Source organism: Nocardioides donggukensis (genome assembly GCF_014842875.1).
Classification (GTDB): Bacteria; Actinomycetota; Actinomycetes; order Propionibacteriales; family Nocardioidaceae; genus Nocardioides; species Nocardioides donggukensis.
Map to the genome: position 1 here is coordinate 865,640 of NZ_JACYXZ010000001.1, position 16,496 is coordinate 882,135.

Genomic DNA, 16,496 nt, shown 5'->3' on the forward strand with positions numbered 1-16,496 from the left:
GGATCGTCCAGGCCACGTGCTCGACGGCCATCCGACAGAACGGCTCAGTATCCTGTCCACGGGTGAGGTCCACAAGGGTCTCGGACACGCGGGAGGACCGGCACTGTGACGACCCCGGAGCCGGCGCGCCGTGCCTCGGCCACGTTCGTCGAGCGGCACGGCGGTGACCCCGACGGCGTGTGGTTCGCGCCCGGCCGGGTGAACCTGATCGGCGAGCACACCGACTACAATGAGGGCTTCGTGCTGCCGCTCGCCCTGGCCCAGGGGGTCGGCGTGGCGGCGCGGCGCCGCGCGGACGGCGTGCTGCGGGTGACCTCCCGACAGCTCGAGGGCGCCGAGGGCACCGTCGAGTGCGCCGTGGCCGACCTGGCCCCCGGCGCCGTCTCGGGGTGGGGGGCCTACCCGGCCGGCGTGGCCTGGGCGCTGCGGGAGGCCGGCCACCCGGTGACGGGCGCCGATCTGGTGCTGGACTCCGACGTCCCGCCCGGCGCCGGGCTGTCGTCGTCGCACGCCCTGGAGTGCGCGGTGGCCGTGGCGCTGCTCGGGTTGTCCGAGCCGGACCCGACCACACTCGACCGGACCGCCCTCGCGCGGCTGGTCCGCACGGCGGAGAACGACTTCGTCGGCGCGCCGACGGGGATCATGGACCAGATGGCGTCGCTGCACGGCGTGGCCGACCACGCGCTGTTCATCGACACCCGCTCGCTCGCCGTCGAGCCGGTGCCGTTCGACCCGGGGGCCAACGGCCTGGCCCTGCTGGTCCTGGACACCCGGACCGAGCACGCGCTGGTCGACGGCGAGTACGCCGACCGGCGGGCCGCCTGCGCCGCCGGTGCGGCCGCCCTGGGGGTGGCGGCACTGCGGGACGTCGCGGCCGACGATCTGGCGACGCTGGAGGGGAGGATCGGTGACCCGGTGGTCCGGCGCCGGGTCCGGCACGTGGTCACCGAGGACGCCCGGGTGCTGTCGACGGTGGAGCGGCTCCGCGCAGGTGCCGACCTGCGGTCGATCGGCACGCTCCTGACCGCCTCGCACGCCTCCATGCGCGACGACTTCGAGATCACCGTCCCCCAGGTCGACCTGGCGGTCCACGCCGCGCTCGCGGCCGGCGCGCACGGTGCCCGCATGACCGGTGGCGGCTTCGGTGGCTGCGTGCTGGCCCTCGTCGAGGCCGAGGCGATCGACGACGTGGCGCAGGCCGTGCGGGCCGCCTACGCCGGCGCGGGATTCACCGCGCCGGTGCCGGTCCCCGCGCGGCCCTCGGCGGGTGCCCGCAGGGTCTCGTAGTCGCACTCACCGGGCAGGGTGCACTATGTCTGCGTGAGCATCGATCGGGCCGGCGCCGTCTGGGGGGCCCGTGTCCGGCTCGGTCTGCTGGCGGGCGCGTTCGGCATCGGCCTCGTCCTCGTCTACTACCTCACCGTCCGCACGGTGCCGGGCCGGGTGTTCAGCGACACGTCGCTGCGCGGAGCCCTGCTCACGAGCTCCTCGCTGCGGGGCTCGGTCGACGCCGCCCTGAACGTGGTTTCGGTGGCGTCGCTGCTCGGCGCCATGGCGGTGGTGGCGGTGATCGCGCTGCTTCGGCTGGCGCGGCTCCAGGGGGTGGCCGCGATCGGGATCCTGGTCGGGGCGAACGGCTCCACATGGTTGCTCAAGAACGTCCTGCTGGTGCGCCCCGACCTGGGCGTGGACGAGATCGCCCCCGCCACCCTCAACAGCCTGCCGAGCGGGCACACCACGGCCGCCTTCTCCGCCGTCGCCGCCCTGATCTTCGTCGTGCCCCGCCAGCTGCGCCTGGTCACCGCCACCGTCGGCGGCGGCTACGCGGCGCTCACCGCGCTGGCCACGATGTCGGCCGGGTGGCACCGTGCGGGCGACTCGATCGCGGCGTTCCTCCTGGTCGGCCTGTGGACCACGCTCGCCGCGGCGGCCGTGGTCCTCGCCGGCGTGTCCGCGGACATCCCCGACCCGGAGCCCGGGAGCGCCGCGGGGGCCGTGCTGCGCTGGCTCGGCGCGACCGCCGCCGGGACCTTCATCCTCGGGATCACCCTGGCCGGGGCCGTCGTCGCCGTCGAGCCGGTGCGCGAGAGCAGTGTCGGCTCGGCCACGGCGTTCGCCGCCGGGGCGCTGCTGATCGCGGCCGCCGCGGCGGTCGCGCTCATCGGCATGCTCCGGGCGCTCACGGTGATGGACCGAGCCGAGGCCGCGGCGGTGACTCGGGGCTGAGCCGCGGCCTCGGGGTCGGCCCTCACCCCCGATCGAGATCCGAGACCAGCGTCTCGCTGCCGAGGTCGTCGTTGACGAGCGCCTCGAGCGAGTCGAGCGGTCCGGGCCCGGCGCGGCGCTGGGCGGCCGGCGGATCGACCCGCAGCGCCGCGGCCTGCTCGTCCACCCAGGCCCGCAGCGCGTCCTCCGCCTCGTGGGACAGCTCGTCGCCGTCCGCGTCGAGGACCACGAGCTGCACCGCCAGGCTGTTGCTCAGGCAGCCCTCACAGGCCGCGTTGAGTGCCAGTGCCCGGTTGTTGGCGGTCACCTCGTGCCCGCCGCGGACCATGACCACCTGCACGGACAGGGCGGTGGCCCGGCAGTCCGTGCACTGGCTCCAGGCCACGGCGGCGTTGTCGAGGGCGACGTCGCCCGGCCGGTGCGCGTAGACCAGCTGGAGCGTCACGGCGTCGCCGCGGCACCCGTCGCAGGTGGCGGAGGACGTCGCGGAGGTGTCAACCGCGAGTGGTCGCCAGCCGATCCACTTGGTCCGGGACGCCTTGTCGAGCACCGTGGGGTTGGCCTCGGTCGGGTGCGCCGCGGCGGTGAGGTCGAGGTTCTTCACGCGGTGCCTGGGGTGGGCCTGCGAGGAGACCGCGAGGCTGCCGAGCAGCAACGCGGTCAGCGCGAGGAGGACGCCGAGGCGCCTCCGACTGGGATGTGCCTGACGTGCTCGTGCCTGGGGTGCTCTGGTGTGGATCATCGTGTCGTTCCCATCTCCCGGAAGTTGTCGGCCACCGCGGCGGCCACCTGGATCATGCTGTCGCGGGTCTGTCGGCGCAGGCTCGACATGTCGGTGCGGCCGCCGGTCTCGAGGGCGGGGTCCCAGGGGACCGTGATCACCCGGTCGCACCGCTTCTCGAAGTGCCGGCGCATCGGGTCGGCCGGGGCGCCCACGTCGTCGCGCAGGCCGTTGATCACGACCACGGCGTTGGCGACCAGGTGGGCGAAGCCGTGCTCGTCCATCCAGTCGAGGGTGAGCGCGGCGGCCCGACCCCCGTCGATGCCCTGACGCAGCACCAGCACCACCTGGTCGGCCTCGGAGAGCAGCCCCTGGTTGGCGCTGTCGAGGATGCCGGTGCCGGTGTCCAGGAGGATCAGGTTGTAGTAGTGGTCGAGCAGGTCGATCAGCCGGTGGTAGTCGGTCCGGTCGAGCGCCATCCCGATGCGCGGGTCGTCGTCGGAGGCGAGCACCTCGAGCCGTGACTCCTCGGCCTGCGAGGTGTAGGAGCGCAGCTCGGCGTACGTCGTGATCCGGTCGAGGTCGCGCAGGACGTCCGTGATCGTCCGGCCCATCGGGAGCGCCGCCCGGTGGGCCAGGTTCCCGGCGTCCGGGTTGGCGTCGACGGCGACCACCCGGTCGCCGCGGAGCATGGCGAAGGTGCTGCCCAGCGCGAGCGAGATCGTGGTCTTGCCGACGCCGCCCTTGCGGCTCATCACCACCACCCGGCGGGACCCCTCGATGGGGGTGCGGAGTCGCCGCTCCAGGGCCTCGCGGTGCAGCTCGGCCTGGCTGCGGCCGGGGTTGAGGACGTGCCCGGTGCCCGTGTAGACGGCCCGACGCCAGCCGTGCCCCGGTGCCGGTCGCCTGGCCGGGAGCATGAGCGCGTCGGTGAAGTCGGCGGCCGACGGCACGGCGATCTCGGGCGGGGTGAGGTGCCGGGCCCCGCCGGCGGGTGCCTCCCACGACTCGACCCCCGGGCGCGTCGACCGGTGCTGCACCCATCGGCCCAGGGCGGCCAGGGCCCGCCACAGCAGGACGGCGACACCGAGCAGGGGGAGCAGGATCAGCAGCATCGACAGGGTGGAGAGCCCCATCATCGCGACGTCCCGCTGGGCCCAGGCCGCGTCGAAGATCTGCCGGTGCAGCCGGATCCCGTCGCCGCCGCGGGACACGAACTCCGGCAGCCTCCAGATCAGCCAGACCAGGCCGAGCATCAGCGTCGGCACGACCAGCACGACCCAGGTCACCACCATCCGGCGGGCACCGGGCCGGAGCTCGGTGACCCGCGGGTCGGCGGGGACGCCGGGCCGCAGGGTGCGCAGCACCGGCCCGACCCGGGCGAAGAGGTCCGGGACCCCCGCCAGGTCGGAGAGCACGTAGTAGCCGTCGAACCGGACGACCGGGATCAGCTGCTGCAGCATCTGGACCTGGAGGATCACCCAGGTCAGCAGGAACACGCCGTGCCCGGTCCCGAGGTAGGCCAGGCCCAGGGCCAGCACGCAGAAGACGTTGAAGTAGAGCCCGCCGAGGTCGGTGCGGATCCGCCCACCGCGGCCGAGCCGGTAGGAGTCGGTGACGTCGGTGTAGAACGCCGGGAAGATGATGTAGAGGCCCACCCCGATCGCGCCAGGTTGGGCCCCGCCGTACCGGCACGCGGCCGCGTGACCCAGCTCGTGGATGACGGCGCTGAGCGTGAGCAGCCCGTACATCGCCAGCGCCAGCGTGGGTGTGGTGAAGAGCTGGGTGACGGCGAGCCAGAAGTCGGCCGCCTGGACGACCAGGACGTTGAGCCCGATCATCGCCACGACCGAGAGGAGCACCGCGGGCGGCCAGTAGAGGACCTGCAGGCCGCGGGCCAACGGCCGGGTCACCGACGGGGGCAGCAGGGTGCCCTTGATGGTCAGTGCCAGCAGGGGATTGGCCTTGGGGGTGAGCTGCCCGTCGTCGTCGCCCTCGGGCGCGTCGGTCACCAGCCCCAGGGGCTGGAGCTTCTGGGAGACCAGGTGCTCGAGTCCCTCGACGGTCAGCGTGCGCCCGTAGGCGGCGGTGACCGCGGCGGCCACGGCGTCGGCGTCGCGCGAGGGGTCGATGCACGACAGCACGAGGTGGAGGAGCTCGGAGAGCTGGAGCATCTGCCCGTCGCCGCGGCGTACCAGGTACGCCGGGTCGCGCAGGCCCGACCCCTGGACCGGCCCGAGGACCTCGATGCCGGGCGTGAGCCGCCAGCGTGGTGGAGGAGTGAGGGCGCTGCCCGCGCCCGCGGGAGTGAGGAGATCGGTCATGACGTCTCGTGCTCTGTTGCTCTGGAGGGAGACGGCAAGTGCGCCAGAGCAACACACTTGCCGCCTTGTCCGGTGGCCCGTCCTCGGCCTAGTACTGCACCGAGCTGAGGTACTGCATGGCCAGCGCGTTGGCGCTCGAGTTGATGCTTGCGGCGTTCACGGCGAGCGCGATGTTGACGCCCACGATGTTGGTGACGTTGACGCAACCGATCTGGCAGCTGAGGGTCTCGCGCGCCGGCAGCAGCTGGGCGCACTCCGCCTCGAGCTCGGACCGGCGGATCTCGGGAAGCTTGGACATTGGCATTTCACCCCCTTGCAGGAAGCAGTACGGCGGCCGTGGGCGTGACCCCTCCGGCAGGAGGGGTCACGCCGCCGGTGATCAGTGCTGGTGCACGTTGATCGACTGCAGCGCCGCGCTGTGCGCGATCGCGTTGAACGAGGCGGCGTTGAGCGCCACCGACGAGTTGGACGCGTAGACGGCCGCCCAGTTGTTGTTGCCGAACCAGAGCGTCTCCCGTGCCGGCAGCAGCTCCACGTGCTCGGCCTCGAGCTCGGTGAATGTCAGTTCCTTGCGCATGTTGGTCACCTCCCCTGGCTGCGCAGATGGTCTGGACGGGTTCATTGAAGGACCGGGAGCGTGACCGGTGCGTGACAGGATCGTTGCGGGGAGGGGCGCAGGTGCTTGCTGATCGGGCCTGCGCGCAGGACGTTGTGTGTTACAACTCCGAAGGACCTGGACTCCGATGACGAAGGACGTGGACGTGGACCCCGAGCCGGCCGCCGCTCACGACGGTGTGCTGGTGATCCGCGCCATCGAGCAGGTGGACGGTCGGCTCCTGTTCCGGATCACCATGGGGACGGCGGCCGACGAGGCGCCGACCATGCTCGCGATCACGGGTGCCGACGAGCTGCACGCGACCGTGGACCGGTGGCTGGCGGCCCTGCAGGAGTGAGTGGAAGGGTGCAGGTGACTGGAGTGGCGGATCCGGGCCACCCCAGGGTCCGAATCCACCCCCGCTGACTATTGACACCAGAGTCCTCTGGGCGGATTGTTCGCCCGCTCACGCAACCCGATTGACACCGCACCACCACCCCGCCATCGTGGGTTGGAGAGTTTGGTTTGCCGAACTCATGCAGCGGTTGAATTGGGGCAATGATGCTGCGAGAGACGAGCATGCCGACCCGAGGTTCTCTGGACTTGAAGCTCTTGGGCTGGTGGCGACTGACACTCGGGGGGAGTGCCGTCGAACTCGCGGGGCGCGAGCAGCGGCTGACCGCGCTCGTGGCCCTCCAGGGCACCCGCCCGCGCGCCCACCTGGCCGGCACGCTCTGGCCGGAGACCACCGAGCAGCGGGCGCTGTCCAGCCTGCGGGCCTCGGTCCTGCGGGTGAACCGGCTGGCCCCCGGGCTCATCGAGGCGGGGCGGCGGACCGTCGGGCTGGGGCCGGGGGTCCGGGTGGACGTGCACGACGTCACGGAGTGCATCGAGTGCATCGACCGCCTTCCTGTGCCGGACCCGCACGCGGTCTCGGTGATCCTCGCCGGCGAGGAGCTGCTCCCTGGGTGGTACGACGACTGGGTGCTCTACGAGCGGGAGCGCCTGCACCTGCTGAGGATCCGGGCACTGGAGAAGATCGCCCGCGCCGCGCTGGACCACGGGGACCTGGGCGTCGCGCTCGACGCCTCGCACCAGGCCCTCGTCGCCGAGCCCCTGCTCGAGAGTGCGCTCTCGGTCTCGATCCGCTCGCATCTGCTCGGGGGCAACCGGTCGGAGGCGGTCCGCGCCTTCCACCAGTACCGGATGCGCCTGGCCCGTGAGCTGCGGATCGCACCCTCCCCGGAGCTGGTCGACCTGATCCGGCCCGTGTACGGCAGCCGGCCGCCGCGACCCCGCGCGCCGGGCGCGCTGCCGCGCGGGGTGCGCTAGCTGCTGTCCGCGGGCTGGCGCGCGACCAGTCGAGCGTCGACCGCGTCCGGGTTCAGCACCGCCTCGAGGGCCAGGGCGGCGCAGCCCACGAGTCCGGCCCGCTCGCCGTGTGCGGCGGGGTGCAGCCGGAGGTCCCGGGTGGCCAGGGCGGTGCCGTTGGCGTACAGCGACTCGCGGAGTCCGGAGGCGAACAGGTCGAACGCGCCGGACATGTCGCCGCCGACCACGACGACGCTCGGGTTCAGCAGGTTCACGGCCGTGGCCAGCACCTCACCGACGTGCCGACCGCTCTCCCGGAGCAGGCCGCGTGCCTCCGGGTCGCCGTCGAGCGCCGCCGCGACCACGTCCCGCACGTGCTGGACCGGCCGGTCCGGGCGGTCCAGCCGGGCGGCGAGTGCCCAGCCGGCCGCCACCGCCTCCAGGCATCCGGTCGCCCCGCACCGGCAGGGGAGCGCGCGCGCCGCCTCCAGCTTCGTGTGGCCGATCTCCCCGGCCGCGCCGAGGCGGCCGCGGACCAGTCGGCCGTCGACGACGATCCCCAGGCCCAGGCCGGTCGAGGCCTTGACGACCAGGGCGTCCCGGACCAGGGGCCCGGGCCCCAGCATCTCGGCCCGGGCGAGGACGTCGGCGTCGTTGCCCAGGACCAGCGGGGCCTCCGGCAGCGACGAGAAGTACGGCGCCAGCGGCACGCCGTCCCAGGCCGGGATCACCGGTGACTCCAGGGTGGTGCCGTGCACGTCGTCGACCGTCCCCGGGAGGCTGAGCCCGATCGCGAGCAGGGGGGCCTCGGTGCCGGCCAGCATCTCGGCTCCCCGAGAGACGATCCGGGGCATCAGCTCGTCGGGGTGGGCGCCCTCCGGGTGGTCGTGGGAGTCGGCGGCCACCTGGTCGCCGACCAGGTCGAAGAGCCCCACCTGGCTGCGGGACCGACCGACGGCGACCGCCAGCACCACGCCGGCCGCGCCGTTGAGGCGCAGGCCCTCCGGGGGTCGGCCGCCGGTCGAGGCGAGCTCCTCCCCGGCCTGGAGCAGGCCCGCGGCGACCAGGCTCGAGACCCGGGCGGTGACCGCCGTCCGGGACAGGCCGGTGAGCCGGCGGAGGTCGGCCCTGGTGTCGGCCCGCCCGGCGCGGACCAGGGCGAGCAGGCCGCCGGCCGTGCTCCGGACCGGGGGTCCGGGCTGCTGAGGGGGCGACGGGGCGGGCATGCCCTGCAGCATAAGGCTCATCACTTTGATCACAAAAAGACCTAGATATGCTTGCCACGAGGCTGAAGGTCTGCCTACCGTGGGCGCATGCAGTCCTCCACCCCGTCGGCCCTCCCCGCCGCCTGCGACTTCACGGTCTTCGGCGGTACGGGCGACCTGGCCCTGCGCAAGCTGCTCCCGGCGCTGTACCTGCGCGACCGGGACGGGCACCTGCCCGACGACACCCGGATCATCGGCGTCTCCCGCAGCGAGCTCGACGACGCGGAGTACCGCGACGACGTCCGGGCCGCGCTGGCCGAGCACGTGGACGCGGACCGGCTCGACCCGGACGTGCTCGACCGGCTGCTGCGACGGGTGCACCACGTCCGGCTCGACGCCACCGCACCCGAGGACTGGCACCGGCTGCACGGGCTGCTCAAGGACCGCGACGCCTACGACGACGCCGTCCGCGTCTTCTACCTCGCCGTCGGCCCCTCCCTCTTCGACCCGATCTGCCGCAGGCTCGAGGAGATCGGCGTCACCGACGCCGGGTCCCGGGTGGTCATGGAGAAGCCCGTCGGCCACGACCTCGCCTCGGCGCGCTCGATCAACGACGCGGTCGGCCGGGTGTTCGAGGAGTCGCAGATCTTCCGCATCGACCACTACCTGGGCAAGGAGAGCGTGCAGAACCTGCTCGTGACCAGGTTCGCCAACACCTTCCTCGAGCCGCTGTGGAACTCGCGCTGGGTCGACCACGTCCAGATCACCGTGGCCGAGTCCCTCGGGGTGGGTGACCGCGGCGGCTACTACGACCAGTCCGGAGCGCTGCGCGACATGGTGCAGAACCACCTGCTCCAGCTGCTCTGCCTGGTGGCCATGGAGCCGCCGACCTACGTCGGACGGGAGACCGTCCGCGACGAGAAGCTCAAGGTGCTCCAGGCCCTGCGGCCCCTGACGCCGGCCGACGTGGAGCGAGACACCGTGCGCGGTCGCTACGGCGCCGGGCTGGTCGACGGCGTCCCCGCGGCGTCGTACGCCGACGACCTGGGGCACGCGGACGGCCGGGCCGAGACCTTCGTCGCCCTCCGCGCCGAGGTGCAGAACTGGCGCTGGGCCGGCGTGCCGTTCTACCTGCGGACCGGGAAGCGCATGGACCGCCGGACCTCCGAGATCGTGGTGGTCTTCAAGGAGCCGCCGCACGCGATGTTCCCGCACAGCGAGGGCGGCACCACCGCGAACCGGCTGCACATCCAGGTCCAGCCCGACGAGGGCATGCGCCTGCACCTGACCGCCAAGGAGCCCGGCCCCGGCGGCATCCGGCTGCGGCCGGTCTCGCTGGACCTCAGCTACGCCACCGCCTTCGACCAGGCCTCCCCGGACGCCTACGAGCGGCTGCTGATGGACGTCATCCGCGGCAACCCGACCCTGTTCATGCGCCGTGACGAGGTCGAGGCGGCCTGGTCCTGGGTCGAGCCGATCCTCACCGCCTGGGCGGCCTCGCCCGCGCGGCCCAAGTCCTACCCGGCCGGCACGTCCGGTCCCATCGCCGCCGCCATGCTGCTCGAGCGCGACGGCCGAACCTGGCAGGAGCCCGACCAATGACCACACGCGTGCACCCCGTCGTCACCGAGGTGACCGACCGCATCGCTGAGCGCAGCCGGCCCGCCCGGGCGGCGTACCTGGCCCGGATCCGCGAGGCCGGTGACCGTGGCCCGGCCCGCGGCCGGCTGGCCTGCGCCAACCTCGCGCACGGCTTCGCCGCCGCCCCCGAGCCGGGCAAGCGCGCCCTGCGCGGGAAGACCAAGCCGAACGTCGCGATCGTCTCCGCCTACAACGACATGCTCTCGGCGCACCAGCCGTTCGAGTCCTACCCGCCGGTGCTCAAGCGGTCGGTGATGCGGGCCGGCGGCATCGCTCAGTTCGCGGGCGGGGTGCCGGCCATGTGCGACGGCATCACCCAGGGCCGCGACGGCATGCAGCTCTCGCTGTTCAGCCGCGACGTGATCGCGATGTCGACCGCGATCGCGCTCTCCCACGACATGTTCGACGGCGCCCTGATGCTCGGTGTGTGCGACAAGATCGTGCCCGGCCTCCTCATCGGCGCCCTGTCGTTCGGCCACCTCCCGACCGTGTTCGTCCCCGCCGGCCCGATGCCCTCGGGCCTGCCGAACGGCGAGAAGGCCCAGGTCCGGCAGCGGTACGCCGAGGGCAAGGTCGGGCGCGAGGAGCTGCTCGAGGCCGAGGCGGCGTCGTACCACTCGGCCGGCACCTGCACGTTCTACGGGACCGCGAACTCCAACCAGCTGCTGATGGAGGTGCTCGGCCTGCACCTGCCCGGCTCCTCCTTCGTCAACCCCGGCACCCCGCTGCGCGAGGCGCTGACCCGGGCCGCCGGGGAGCGGGTCGCGGGGCTGACCGCCCAGGGCGGCGAGTACACCCCCATCGGCGAGGTGGTCGACGAGCGCGCGATCGTCAACGCCTGCGTCGCGCTCCTCGCCAGCGGCGGCTCCAGCAACCACACGCTGCACCTGGTCGCGATCGCCCGGGCCGCCGGGATCACCCTCACCTGGGCCGACCTCGCGGACCTGTCGGCGGTCGTCCCGTCGCTGACCCGGATCTACCCCAACGGCCCGGCCGACGTGAACCACTTCCACGCCGCCGGTGGCATCGCCTTCCTGGTGCACACCCTGCTGCGGGCCGGGCTGCTGCACGAGGACGTCCGGACCGTCGCCGGGCACGGCCTGTGGCGCTACACGACCGAGCCCCGGCTGGTCGGGGGCGAGCTGGCCTGGGAGGAGGGCCCGAAGCGGAGCCTGGACCTCGACGTGCTCCGCCCGGCCGACGCGCCGTTCTCGGTGGACGGTGGGCTGAAGGTGCTGACCGGCCCGCTGGGCACCGGCGTCATCAAGGTCTCCGCCGTCGCCGCCGAGCACCGCACGGTCACCGCGCCGGCCCGGGTCTTCGACGACCAGGCCGACTTCCTCGCCGCCTTCGAGGCCGGCTCGCTCGACGGCGGCGACCTGGTGGCGGTGATCCGCTACCAGGGGCCGGCCGCGAACGGGATGCCCGAGCTGCACAAGCTGACCCCGGCGCTCGGCGTGCTCCAGGACCGGGGGCAGCGGGTCGCGCTGGTCACTGACGGCCGGATGTCCGGCGCCTCGGGCAAGATCCCGGCCGCCATCCACGTGACCCCCGAGGCCGCGCTCGGCGGGCCGCTGTCGCGGCTGCGGGACGGTGACCTGGTCACGGTCGACGCGGCCGCCGGCCGGCTCGACCTGCACGGTGTCGACCTCCACGACCGTGAGCCGCAGGGTCGGGCCCCGCGCGGTGAGGAGTGGGCCGGGACCGGGCGCGAGCTGTTCGCCGCCTTCCGGGCCACGGTGGGTGCCTCCGACACCGGCGCCAGCGTCTTCCCCTCCTACGGCGCCGCACCGCAGGAGGTGCCCGTTGTCCAGCCCGTCTGAGCCCTCGCTGCTCGACCGGGTGCCGGTGGTGCCGGTCGTGGTCGTGCACGACCTCGCGGACGCCGTCCCGGTGGCCCGGGCGCTGGTCGCCGGCGGGCTGCCGGTCGTCGAGCTGACGCTGCGGACGCCGGTCGCGCTCGAGGCGGTGCGGGCGATCGCCGCCGAGGTGCCGGAGATCCTGGTCGGTGCCGGCACCGTGCTCACCGCCGGCCAGGCCCACGAGGCCCGGGACGCCGGGGCGCAGTTCCTGGTCTCGCCGGGTGCCACCCCCTCGCTGCTGGCCGGGATGGCCGATACCGGGCTGCCGTACCTGCCCGGGACCTCGACGGTGTCGGAGGTGCTCGCCGTGCTCGAGACCGGCGTGCGGGAGATGAAGTTCTTCCCCGCGGAGGCGTCGGGCGGGACCGGCTTCCTGTCGTCGCTGGCGGGTCCGGTGCCGCAGGCGCGGTTCTGCCCGACCGGGGGGATCACGCCGGCGAACGCCGCCGACTACCTGGCGCTGCCCAACGTCGGCTGCGTCGGCGGCTCCTGGCTCACCCCCCGCGACCTCGTGGCGGCGGGGGAGTGGGGCCGGATCGAGCGGCTCGCCGCCGAGGCGTCCGGGCTGGTCACCGCCTAGCCCGGACGGGTGCCGCTGCCGGGACCGGACGGGTGCCGCCCGGCCCGGACGGGTCCGCGTCAGGCGGAGGCGAGCACGGCTTGGGCGGCGTTGTGGCCGCCGAGACCCGACACCGCCCCGCCGCGCCGGGCGCCGGAGCCGCAGAGCAGGACCGAGTCCAGGTCGGTGGCCACGCCCCACTGCTGGGCCGGGGTGTCGAGCCGGGCCCGGTTCGGCGACCACGGCCACTCGAGGTCGCCGTGGAAGATGTGCCCGCCGGGCATGGCGAGGTCCGCCTCCACGTCCTGCGGGACCTTCGCCTCCAGGCACGGGTTCCCGTCGGCGTCCCGGCTGAGGCAGTCCTCGATCGGCTCGGCGAGGTGCTCGTTGAGCGAGGCGAGGGCCCGGGAGACCGCCAGCTCCTTGTTGGCCGGGTCGTCGAACAGCGACGCCGGCGTGTGCAGGCCGAAGTAGGTGAACGTGTGACCGGGGTGCCCGCCCAGGATCGAGGGGTCGGTCAGCGAGTGGCAGTAGATCTCGCCGGGCATCACCGAGGGCACCCGCCCGGCCGCCGCCTCGGCGTACGCCGTCGCGAGCTGGCCGTAGTCCTCGCCGAGGTGCAGCGTCCCGGCGAAGGCGACCTCGGGGTCGACCCCGGACCTCAGGGCCGGCAGCCGGTCGAGCAGCAGGTTGATCTTCAGCTGCGCGCCCTCGGGCTTGGTGTCCGGCTCCGGCTCCTCGCCGAGCAGGATCCGCAGCACCCAGGGGGCCACGCCGGAGAGCACGCGCTTCGTGGAGACGCTGTGCGAGCGGGTGCCGTCGTGCCAGGTGACCTCGGCGCCGTCGTCGCCCGCGTCGATCCGGCTCACCCCGGCGCCGGTGCGCACCTCGGCGCCGGCGTCGGTCGCGGCCCGGAGCAGGGCGTCGGTCATCGCGCCCATGCCGCCGACCGGGACCCGCCACTCGCCGGTGCCGTTGCCGATCAGGTGGTAGAGGAAACACCGGTTCTGGATCAGCGACGGGTCGTCGAGGTCGGCGAAGGTGCCGATCAGCCCGTCGGTGGCGACCACCCCGCGGACCGTGTCGTCGGAGAAGCGGCGCTCGACGGCGGCGCCCAGCGGCTCCCGGACCAGCTCGCGCCAGACGTCGGGGTCGACCCGCTCGGCGAGCTCCCGCTCCATGGGCAGCGGCTCGAGCAGGGTGGGGGCGACCACGCCGGCCAGTCCCTCGACGTCGCGGTAGAAGCGCTGCCACGCGGCGTACTCCTCGTCGCCGCCGGTGAGCTCGCGGAACGACGCCCGGGTGGCCTCGCCCTCGGGGCGCTCGACGAGCAGCCCGCCGGAGCGGCCGTCGCGGGTCCAGGGCGTGAACGACGCGGTGGAGCGGGTGCGCAGCTCCACCGCGAGCCCTAGCTCGGCCATGAGCGCCTCGGGCATCAGCGAGACCAGGTAGGAGTAGCGCGACAGCCGGGCCGGGTGACCGGGGAAGGCCACCGTCGACACGGCCGCGCCGCCGGTCGTGGGCAGCCGCTCGAGCAGCAGCGTGGAGAGGCCGGCACGAGCGAGGTACGCCGCGGCGGTCAGGCCGTTGTGCCCGCCGCCGACGATCACCACGTCGTAGCTCGACCGGTCGGGCGCGGTTGCTGAGGTCATGGCAGCACGCTATCGGTCGTCGGGGAGCCGTCGCCCGAGACGGTCGTCCGGTGGTTGGGGAGGTCGCTCTGCGACGGTCGTCCGGTGGTTGGGGAGGTCGCTCTGCGACCGTCGCCCGGTGGTTGAGGAGGTCGCTCTGCGACCGTCGCCCGGTGGTTGAGGAGGTCGCTCTGCGACCGTCTCGAAACCCGGGAATGGCCACCCCGGACGTGGTGTTCTTCTCCCATGCCCGCGATCACCGTCGACGACCTCACCGTCCTGCCCCGGCTCACCGCCCCCGGCCTCGGCGACGTGCCGCGGCCGGTGTGGCAGGTGAGCACCGCGCCCACCGGCTACGAGGGCGAGGGCTTCCCGGTCCGCCGCGCGTTCGCCGGCGTCGACCTGGCCCACCTCGACCCGTTCATCATGATGGACCAGATGGGCGAGGTGGACTACGCGCCGGGCGAGCCCAAGGGCACCTCCTGGCACCCGCACCGCGGGTTCGAGACGGTCACCTACATCATGGACGGCCAGTTCGACCACCAGGACAGCCACGGCGGCGGCGGCACGATCACCAACGGCGACACCCAGTGGATGACCGCAGGCAGCGGCATCCTGCACATCGAGGCGCCGCCGGAGTGGCTGGTGCAGAAGGGCGGCCTCTTCCACGGGATCCAGCTCTGGGTGAACCTGCCGAGCGACGCCAAGCTGTCCGCGCCCCGCTACCAGGACATCCGGGCCCGCGAGGTCACCCTCGCCACCTCCCAGGACGCCGGCGCGCTGGTGCGCGTCATCGCCGGCGAGGTGGACGGGCACGGCGGCCCCGGGGCGACGTACACACCGATGTCGCTGGTGCACGCGACCGTCGAGCCGGGCGCCCGGCTCGAGCTGCCGTGGCCGGTCGAGTTCAACGCGCTCGTCTACGTGCTGTCCGGGCGGGGGACCGTCGGCACGGACGGCCGCCCGGTCGAGACCGGCCAGGCGGCCGTGCTCGGGGCGGGGGACTACCTCACCGTGGCCGGGGGCGAGCGCCAGGACAGCCGGACTCCGGCCCTGGACGTGGTCGTCGTCGGCGGACGCCCGATCCGGGAGCCGCTGGCGTGGGCCGGTCCGTTCGTGATGAACACCAAGGCCGAGGTGCTGGCGGCGTACGAGGACTTCCAGAAGGGCCGGTTCGGGCACATCCCGGCCGGCTGAGCGCGGCACCGGTCGCGCGAGGCGGTCAGTGCTCGCGCAGCGCCTCGATGAGCTCGGACTTGTCCATCGAGGAGCGGCCCTCGATGTCGAGCTCGGCGGCCCGCTCGTGCAACTGGTCGACGGTCCACTCCTCGTAGGCCGGCGAGGAGCCTCCGCGGCTGCCGACCTCGCTGCGGCCCTCGTTGGCCGCGGCGTTGGCGATCCGCGCTGACTTCTCCTTGCTGTTGCCCTCGTCGCGGAGCTTCTCGTACAGCTCGTCGTCCTTGACGCTGGGGCCCGGCTTGCGCTCCGGCACGGCTGCTCCTCTCGCTGGGGTGCTGACCTGCCCGGAGCGGTACCCGTGAGGACACCCGGACAAACGCATCGGGCCCCTGCCTGCGTCGCGCAGATCAGGGGCCCGATGACCATGGGGTGAGTAACGGGACTTGAACCCGCGACATCCGCCACCACAAGGCGGCGCTCTACCAGCTGAGCTATACCCACCACGAATCCGGCGTCGGAAACGCCGGACCGGAGAAGATTGTAGCCGTAGTCAGGGGGTCTCTTGCGAATCGGGGGCCGGGGTGGGCCGATCCGGGTCGCCGAGGCCGGTGAGGGCGCCGCCGTGCCGCTCGGCGATCCCGCGGGCGGTCAGGCCGTCCGGGCCGGGGGAGGGCACGAAGACCGCCTCGCGGTAGTACCGCAGCTCCTCGATGCTCTCCTGGATGTCGGCCAGCGCCCGGTGGTTGCCGCGCTTGGACGGGGCGGAGTAGTAGGCCTTGGGGAACCACCGCCGGGACAGCTCCTTGATCGAGGAGACGTCGACGATCCGGTAGTGCAGGAAGGACTCGAGGTCGGGCATGTCGCGGGCCAGGAAGGCCCGGTCGGTGGCGACCGTGTTGCCCGCCAGCGGCGGCCGGGAGCCGTCCGGGCAGTGCTGCTTGACGTAGGCCAGCACCTGCTCCTCCGCGTCGGCCATCGTGAGGCCGTCGGCCAGCTCGTCGAGCAGGCCCGAGGTCACGTGCATCTCGCGGACGAAGTCGTTCATCTGCTCGATCGCCTCGGCCGGGGGCTTGACGATGAGGTCGATGCCCTCGCCGAGCACGTTGAGGTCGAAGTCGGTGACCAGCGCCGCCACCTCGATCAGCGCGTCGTTCACCAGGTCGAGGCCGGTCATCTCGCAGTCGATCCACACCAGTCGGTCGTTCACACCCGCGACCCTACTTCGTCGTTCAGACAAGTCTC

General features: G+C 73.3%; 16 protein-coding genes and 1 tRNA gene. 8 read left to right on the top strand and 9 right to left on the bottom strand.

Features of this window, described 5'->3' with window-relative positions; all coding sequences use genetic code 11:
• Positions 1 to 105 precede the first annotated feature (105 nt).
• Both galK and IE331_RS04275 read left to right on the top strand, forming a co-directional pair.
• Complete coding sequence (gene galK, locus IE331_RS04270; RefSeq protein WP_192140786.1) at positions 106 to 1,287, top strand: galactokinase; 1,182 nt, start codon at positions 106 to 108, stop codon at positions 1,285 to 1,287.
• A 33-nt stretch (positions 1,288 to 1,320) separates the two neighbouring features.
• Positions 1,321 to 2,226: a phosphatase PAP2 family protein gene (locus tag IE331_RS04275; RefSeq protein ID WP_192140789.1), complete on the top strand. Its 906-nt coding sequence runs from the start codon at positions 1,321 to 1,323 to the stop codon at positions 2,224 to 2,226.
• A 22-nt stretch (positions 2,227 to 2,248) separates the two neighbouring features.
• Here IE331_RS04275 and IE331_RS04280 read toward each other — a convergent pair whose 3' ends face one another.
• The 4 genes from IE331_RS04280 to IE331_RS04295 all read right to left on the bottom strand — a co-directional run bounded on the left by IE331_RS04280 (position 2,249) and on the right by IE331_RS04295 (position 5,848).
• Positions 2,249 to 2,968 (bottom strand): hypothetical protein, encoded by a 720-nt coding sequence (locus IE331_RS04280; RefSeq protein WP_192140791.1) that lies wholly within the window; start codon positions 2,966 to 2,968, stop codon positions 2,249 to 2,251.
• Entirely contained in the window at positions 2,965 to 5,271 is a 2,307-nt protein-coding gene (locus IE331_RS04285; RefSeq protein WP_192140793.1) for a nucleotide-binding protein, read from the bottom strand. Before IE331_RS04285 ends, IE331_RS04280 begins: the two co-directional genes overlap by 4 nt.
• Before the next feature lie 88 nt (positions 5,272 to 5,359).
• A complete protein-coding gene (locus IE331_RS04290; protein WP_192140795.1) occupies positions 5,360 to 5,569 on the bottom strand; it encodes a hypothetical protein in 210 nt (69 codons plus the stop codon).
• 81 nt (positions 5,570 to 5,650) lie between these two features.
• Positions 5,651 to 5,848, bottom strand: a complete 198-nt coding sequence (locus tag IE331_RS04295) for a hypothetical protein (RefSeq protein WP_192140797.1) — start codon at positions 5,846 to 5,848, stop codon at positions 5,651 to 5,653.
• A 166-nt stretch (positions 5,849 to 6,014) separates the two neighbouring features.
• On the opposite strand from IE331_RS04295, the gene IE331_RS04300 reads away from it, so the two are divergent.
• Together IE331_RS04300 and IE331_RS04305 are read left to right on the top strand one after the other, a co-directional pair.
• On the top strand, positions 6,015 to 6,224 hold the full coding sequence (locus IE331_RS04300) for a hypothetical protein (RefSeq protein ID WP_192140799.1): 210 nt from the start codon (positions 6,015 to 6,017) through the stop codon (positions 6,222 to 6,224).
• A gap of 245 nt (positions 6,225 to 6,469) precedes the next feature.
• Positions 6,470 to 7,198 (top strand): AfsR/SARP family transcriptional regulator, encoded by a 729-nt coding sequence (locus IE331_RS04305; RefSeq protein WP_192140801.1) that lies wholly within the window; start codon positions 6,470 to 6,472, stop codon positions 7,196 to 7,198.
• Here IE331_RS04305 and IE331_RS04310 read toward each other — a convergent pair.
• Positions 7,195 to 8,403, bottom strand: coding sequence for an ROK family protein (locus IE331_RS04310; protein ID WP_192140803.1), 1,209 nt, complete (start codon positions 8,401 to 8,403; stop codon positions 7,195 to 7,197). The two genes, IE331_RS04305 and IE331_RS04310, sit on opposite strands and share 4 nt — an antisense overlap.
• Before the next feature lie 87 nt (positions 8,404 to 8,490).
• Between IE331_RS04310 and zwf the strand changes: the two genes are divergently transcribed.
• Genes zwf through eda form a run of 3 tightly spaced genes read left to right on the top strand, consistent with a single transcriptional unit; the run spans position 8,491 to position 12,465 of the window.
• The gene (gene zwf, locus IE331_RS04315) at positions 8,491 to 9,984 is read left to right on the top strand and encodes a glucose-6-phosphate dehydrogenase (RefSeq protein WP_192140805.1); all 1,494 of its coding nucleotides are present in this window, start codon (positions 8,491 to 8,493) and stop codon (positions 9,982 to 9,984) included.
• Complete coding sequence (gene edd, locus IE331_RS04320; RefSeq protein ID WP_192140807.1) at positions 9,981 to 11,846, top strand: phosphogluconate dehydratase; 1,866 nt, start codon at positions 9,981 to 9,983, stop codon at positions 11,844 to 11,846. The genes zwf and edd overlap by 4 nt, the downstream gene beginning before the upstream one ends.
• The gene (eda, locus tag IE331_RS04325; protein WP_192140808.1) at positions 11,830 to 12,465 is read left to right on the top strand and encodes a bifunctional 4-hydroxy-2-oxoglutarate aldolase/2-dehydro-3-deoxy-phosphogluconate aldolase; all 636 of its coding nucleotides are present in this window, start codon (positions 11,830 to 11,832) and stop codon (positions 12,463 to 12,465) included. Before edd ends, eda begins: the two co-directional genes overlap by 17 nt.
• A gap of 59 nt (positions 12,466 to 12,524) precedes the next feature.
• On the opposite strand, the gene IE331_RS04330 is transcribed toward eda, so the two are convergent.
• Entirely contained in the window at positions 12,525 to 14,096 is a 1,572-nt protein-coding gene (locus IE331_RS04330; protein ID WP_192140809.1) for a phytoene desaturase family protein, read from the bottom strand.
• A 225-nt stretch (positions 14,097 to 14,321) separates the two neighbouring features.
• On the opposite strand from IE331_RS04330, the gene IE331_RS04335 reads away from it, so the two are divergent.
• Positions 14,322 to 15,272 (top strand): pirin family protein, encoded by a 951-nt coding sequence (locus IE331_RS04335; RefSeq protein ID WP_192140810.1) that lies wholly within the window; start codon positions 14,322 to 14,324, stop codon positions 15,270 to 15,272.
• A gap of 25 nt (positions 15,273 to 15,297) precedes the next feature.
• Here IE331_RS04335 and IE331_RS04340 read toward each other — a convergent pair whose 3' ends face one another.
• The 3 genes from IE331_RS04340 to orn form a co-directional block, all read right to left on the bottom strand.
• The gene (locus IE331_RS04340; protein WP_192140811.1) at positions 15,298 to 15,567 is read right to left on the bottom strand and encodes a DUF7218 family protein; all 270 of its coding nucleotides are present in this window, start codon (positions 15,565 to 15,567) and stop codon (positions 15,298 to 15,300) included.
• Positions 15,568 to 15,679: 112 nt separating this feature from the next.
• Positions 15,680 to 15,755 (bottom strand) — tRNA-His (locus IE331_RS04345).
• A gap of 49 nt (positions 15,756 to 15,804) precedes the next feature.
• The gene (gene orn, locus IE331_RS04350; RefSeq protein WP_192140813.1) at positions 15,805 to 16,461 is read right to left on the bottom strand and encodes an oligoribonuclease; all 657 of its coding nucleotides are present in this window, start codon (positions 16,459 to 16,461) and stop codon (positions 15,805 to 15,807) included.
• Positions 16,462 to 16,496 lie beyond the last annotated feature (35 nt).

Excerpts from the sequence above, each read along its gene's own strand:
- IE331_RS04280 (WP_192140791.1), bottom strand. The coding sequence starts at position 2,968 with ATGATCCACACCAGAGCACCCCAGGCACGAGCACGTCAGGCACATCCC.
- IE331_RS04285 (WP_192140793.1), bottom strand. The coding sequence starts at position 5,271 with ATGACCGATCTCCTCACTCCCGCGGGCGCGGGCAGCGCCCTCACTCCT.
- IE331_RS04290 (WP_192140795.1), bottom strand. The coding sequence starts at position 5,569 with ATGTCCAAGCTTCCCGAGATCCGCCGGTCCGAGCTCGAGGCGGAGTGC.
- IE331_RS04295 (WP_192140797.1), bottom strand. The coding sequence starts at position 5,848 with ATGCGCAAGGAACTGACATTCACCGAGCTCGAGGCCGAGCACGTGGAG.
- IE331_RS04300 (WP_192140799.1), top strand. The coding sequence starts at position 6,015 with ATGACGAAGGACGTGGACGTGGACCCCGAGCCGGCCGCCGCTCACGAC.
- IE331_RS04310 (WP_192140803.1), bottom strand. The coding sequence starts at position 8,403 with ATGCCCGCCCCGTCGCCCCCTCAGCAGCCCGGACCCCCGGTCCGGAGC.
- zwf (WP_192140805.1), top strand. The coding sequence starts at position 8,491 with ATGCAGTCCTCCACCCCGTCGGCCCTCCCCGCCGCCTGCGACTTCACG.
- edd (WP_192140807.1), top strand. The coding sequence starts at position 9,981 with ATGACCACACGCGTGCACCCCGTCGTCACCGAGGTGACCGACCGCATC.
- IE331_RS04330 (WP_192140809.1), bottom strand. The coding sequence starts at position 14,096 with ATGACCTCAGCAACCGCGCCCGACCGGTCGAGCTACGACGTGGTGATC.
- IE331_RS04335 (WP_192140810.1), top strand. The coding sequence starts at position 14,322 with ATGCCCGCGATCACCGTCGACGACCTCACCGTCCTGCCCCGGCTCACC.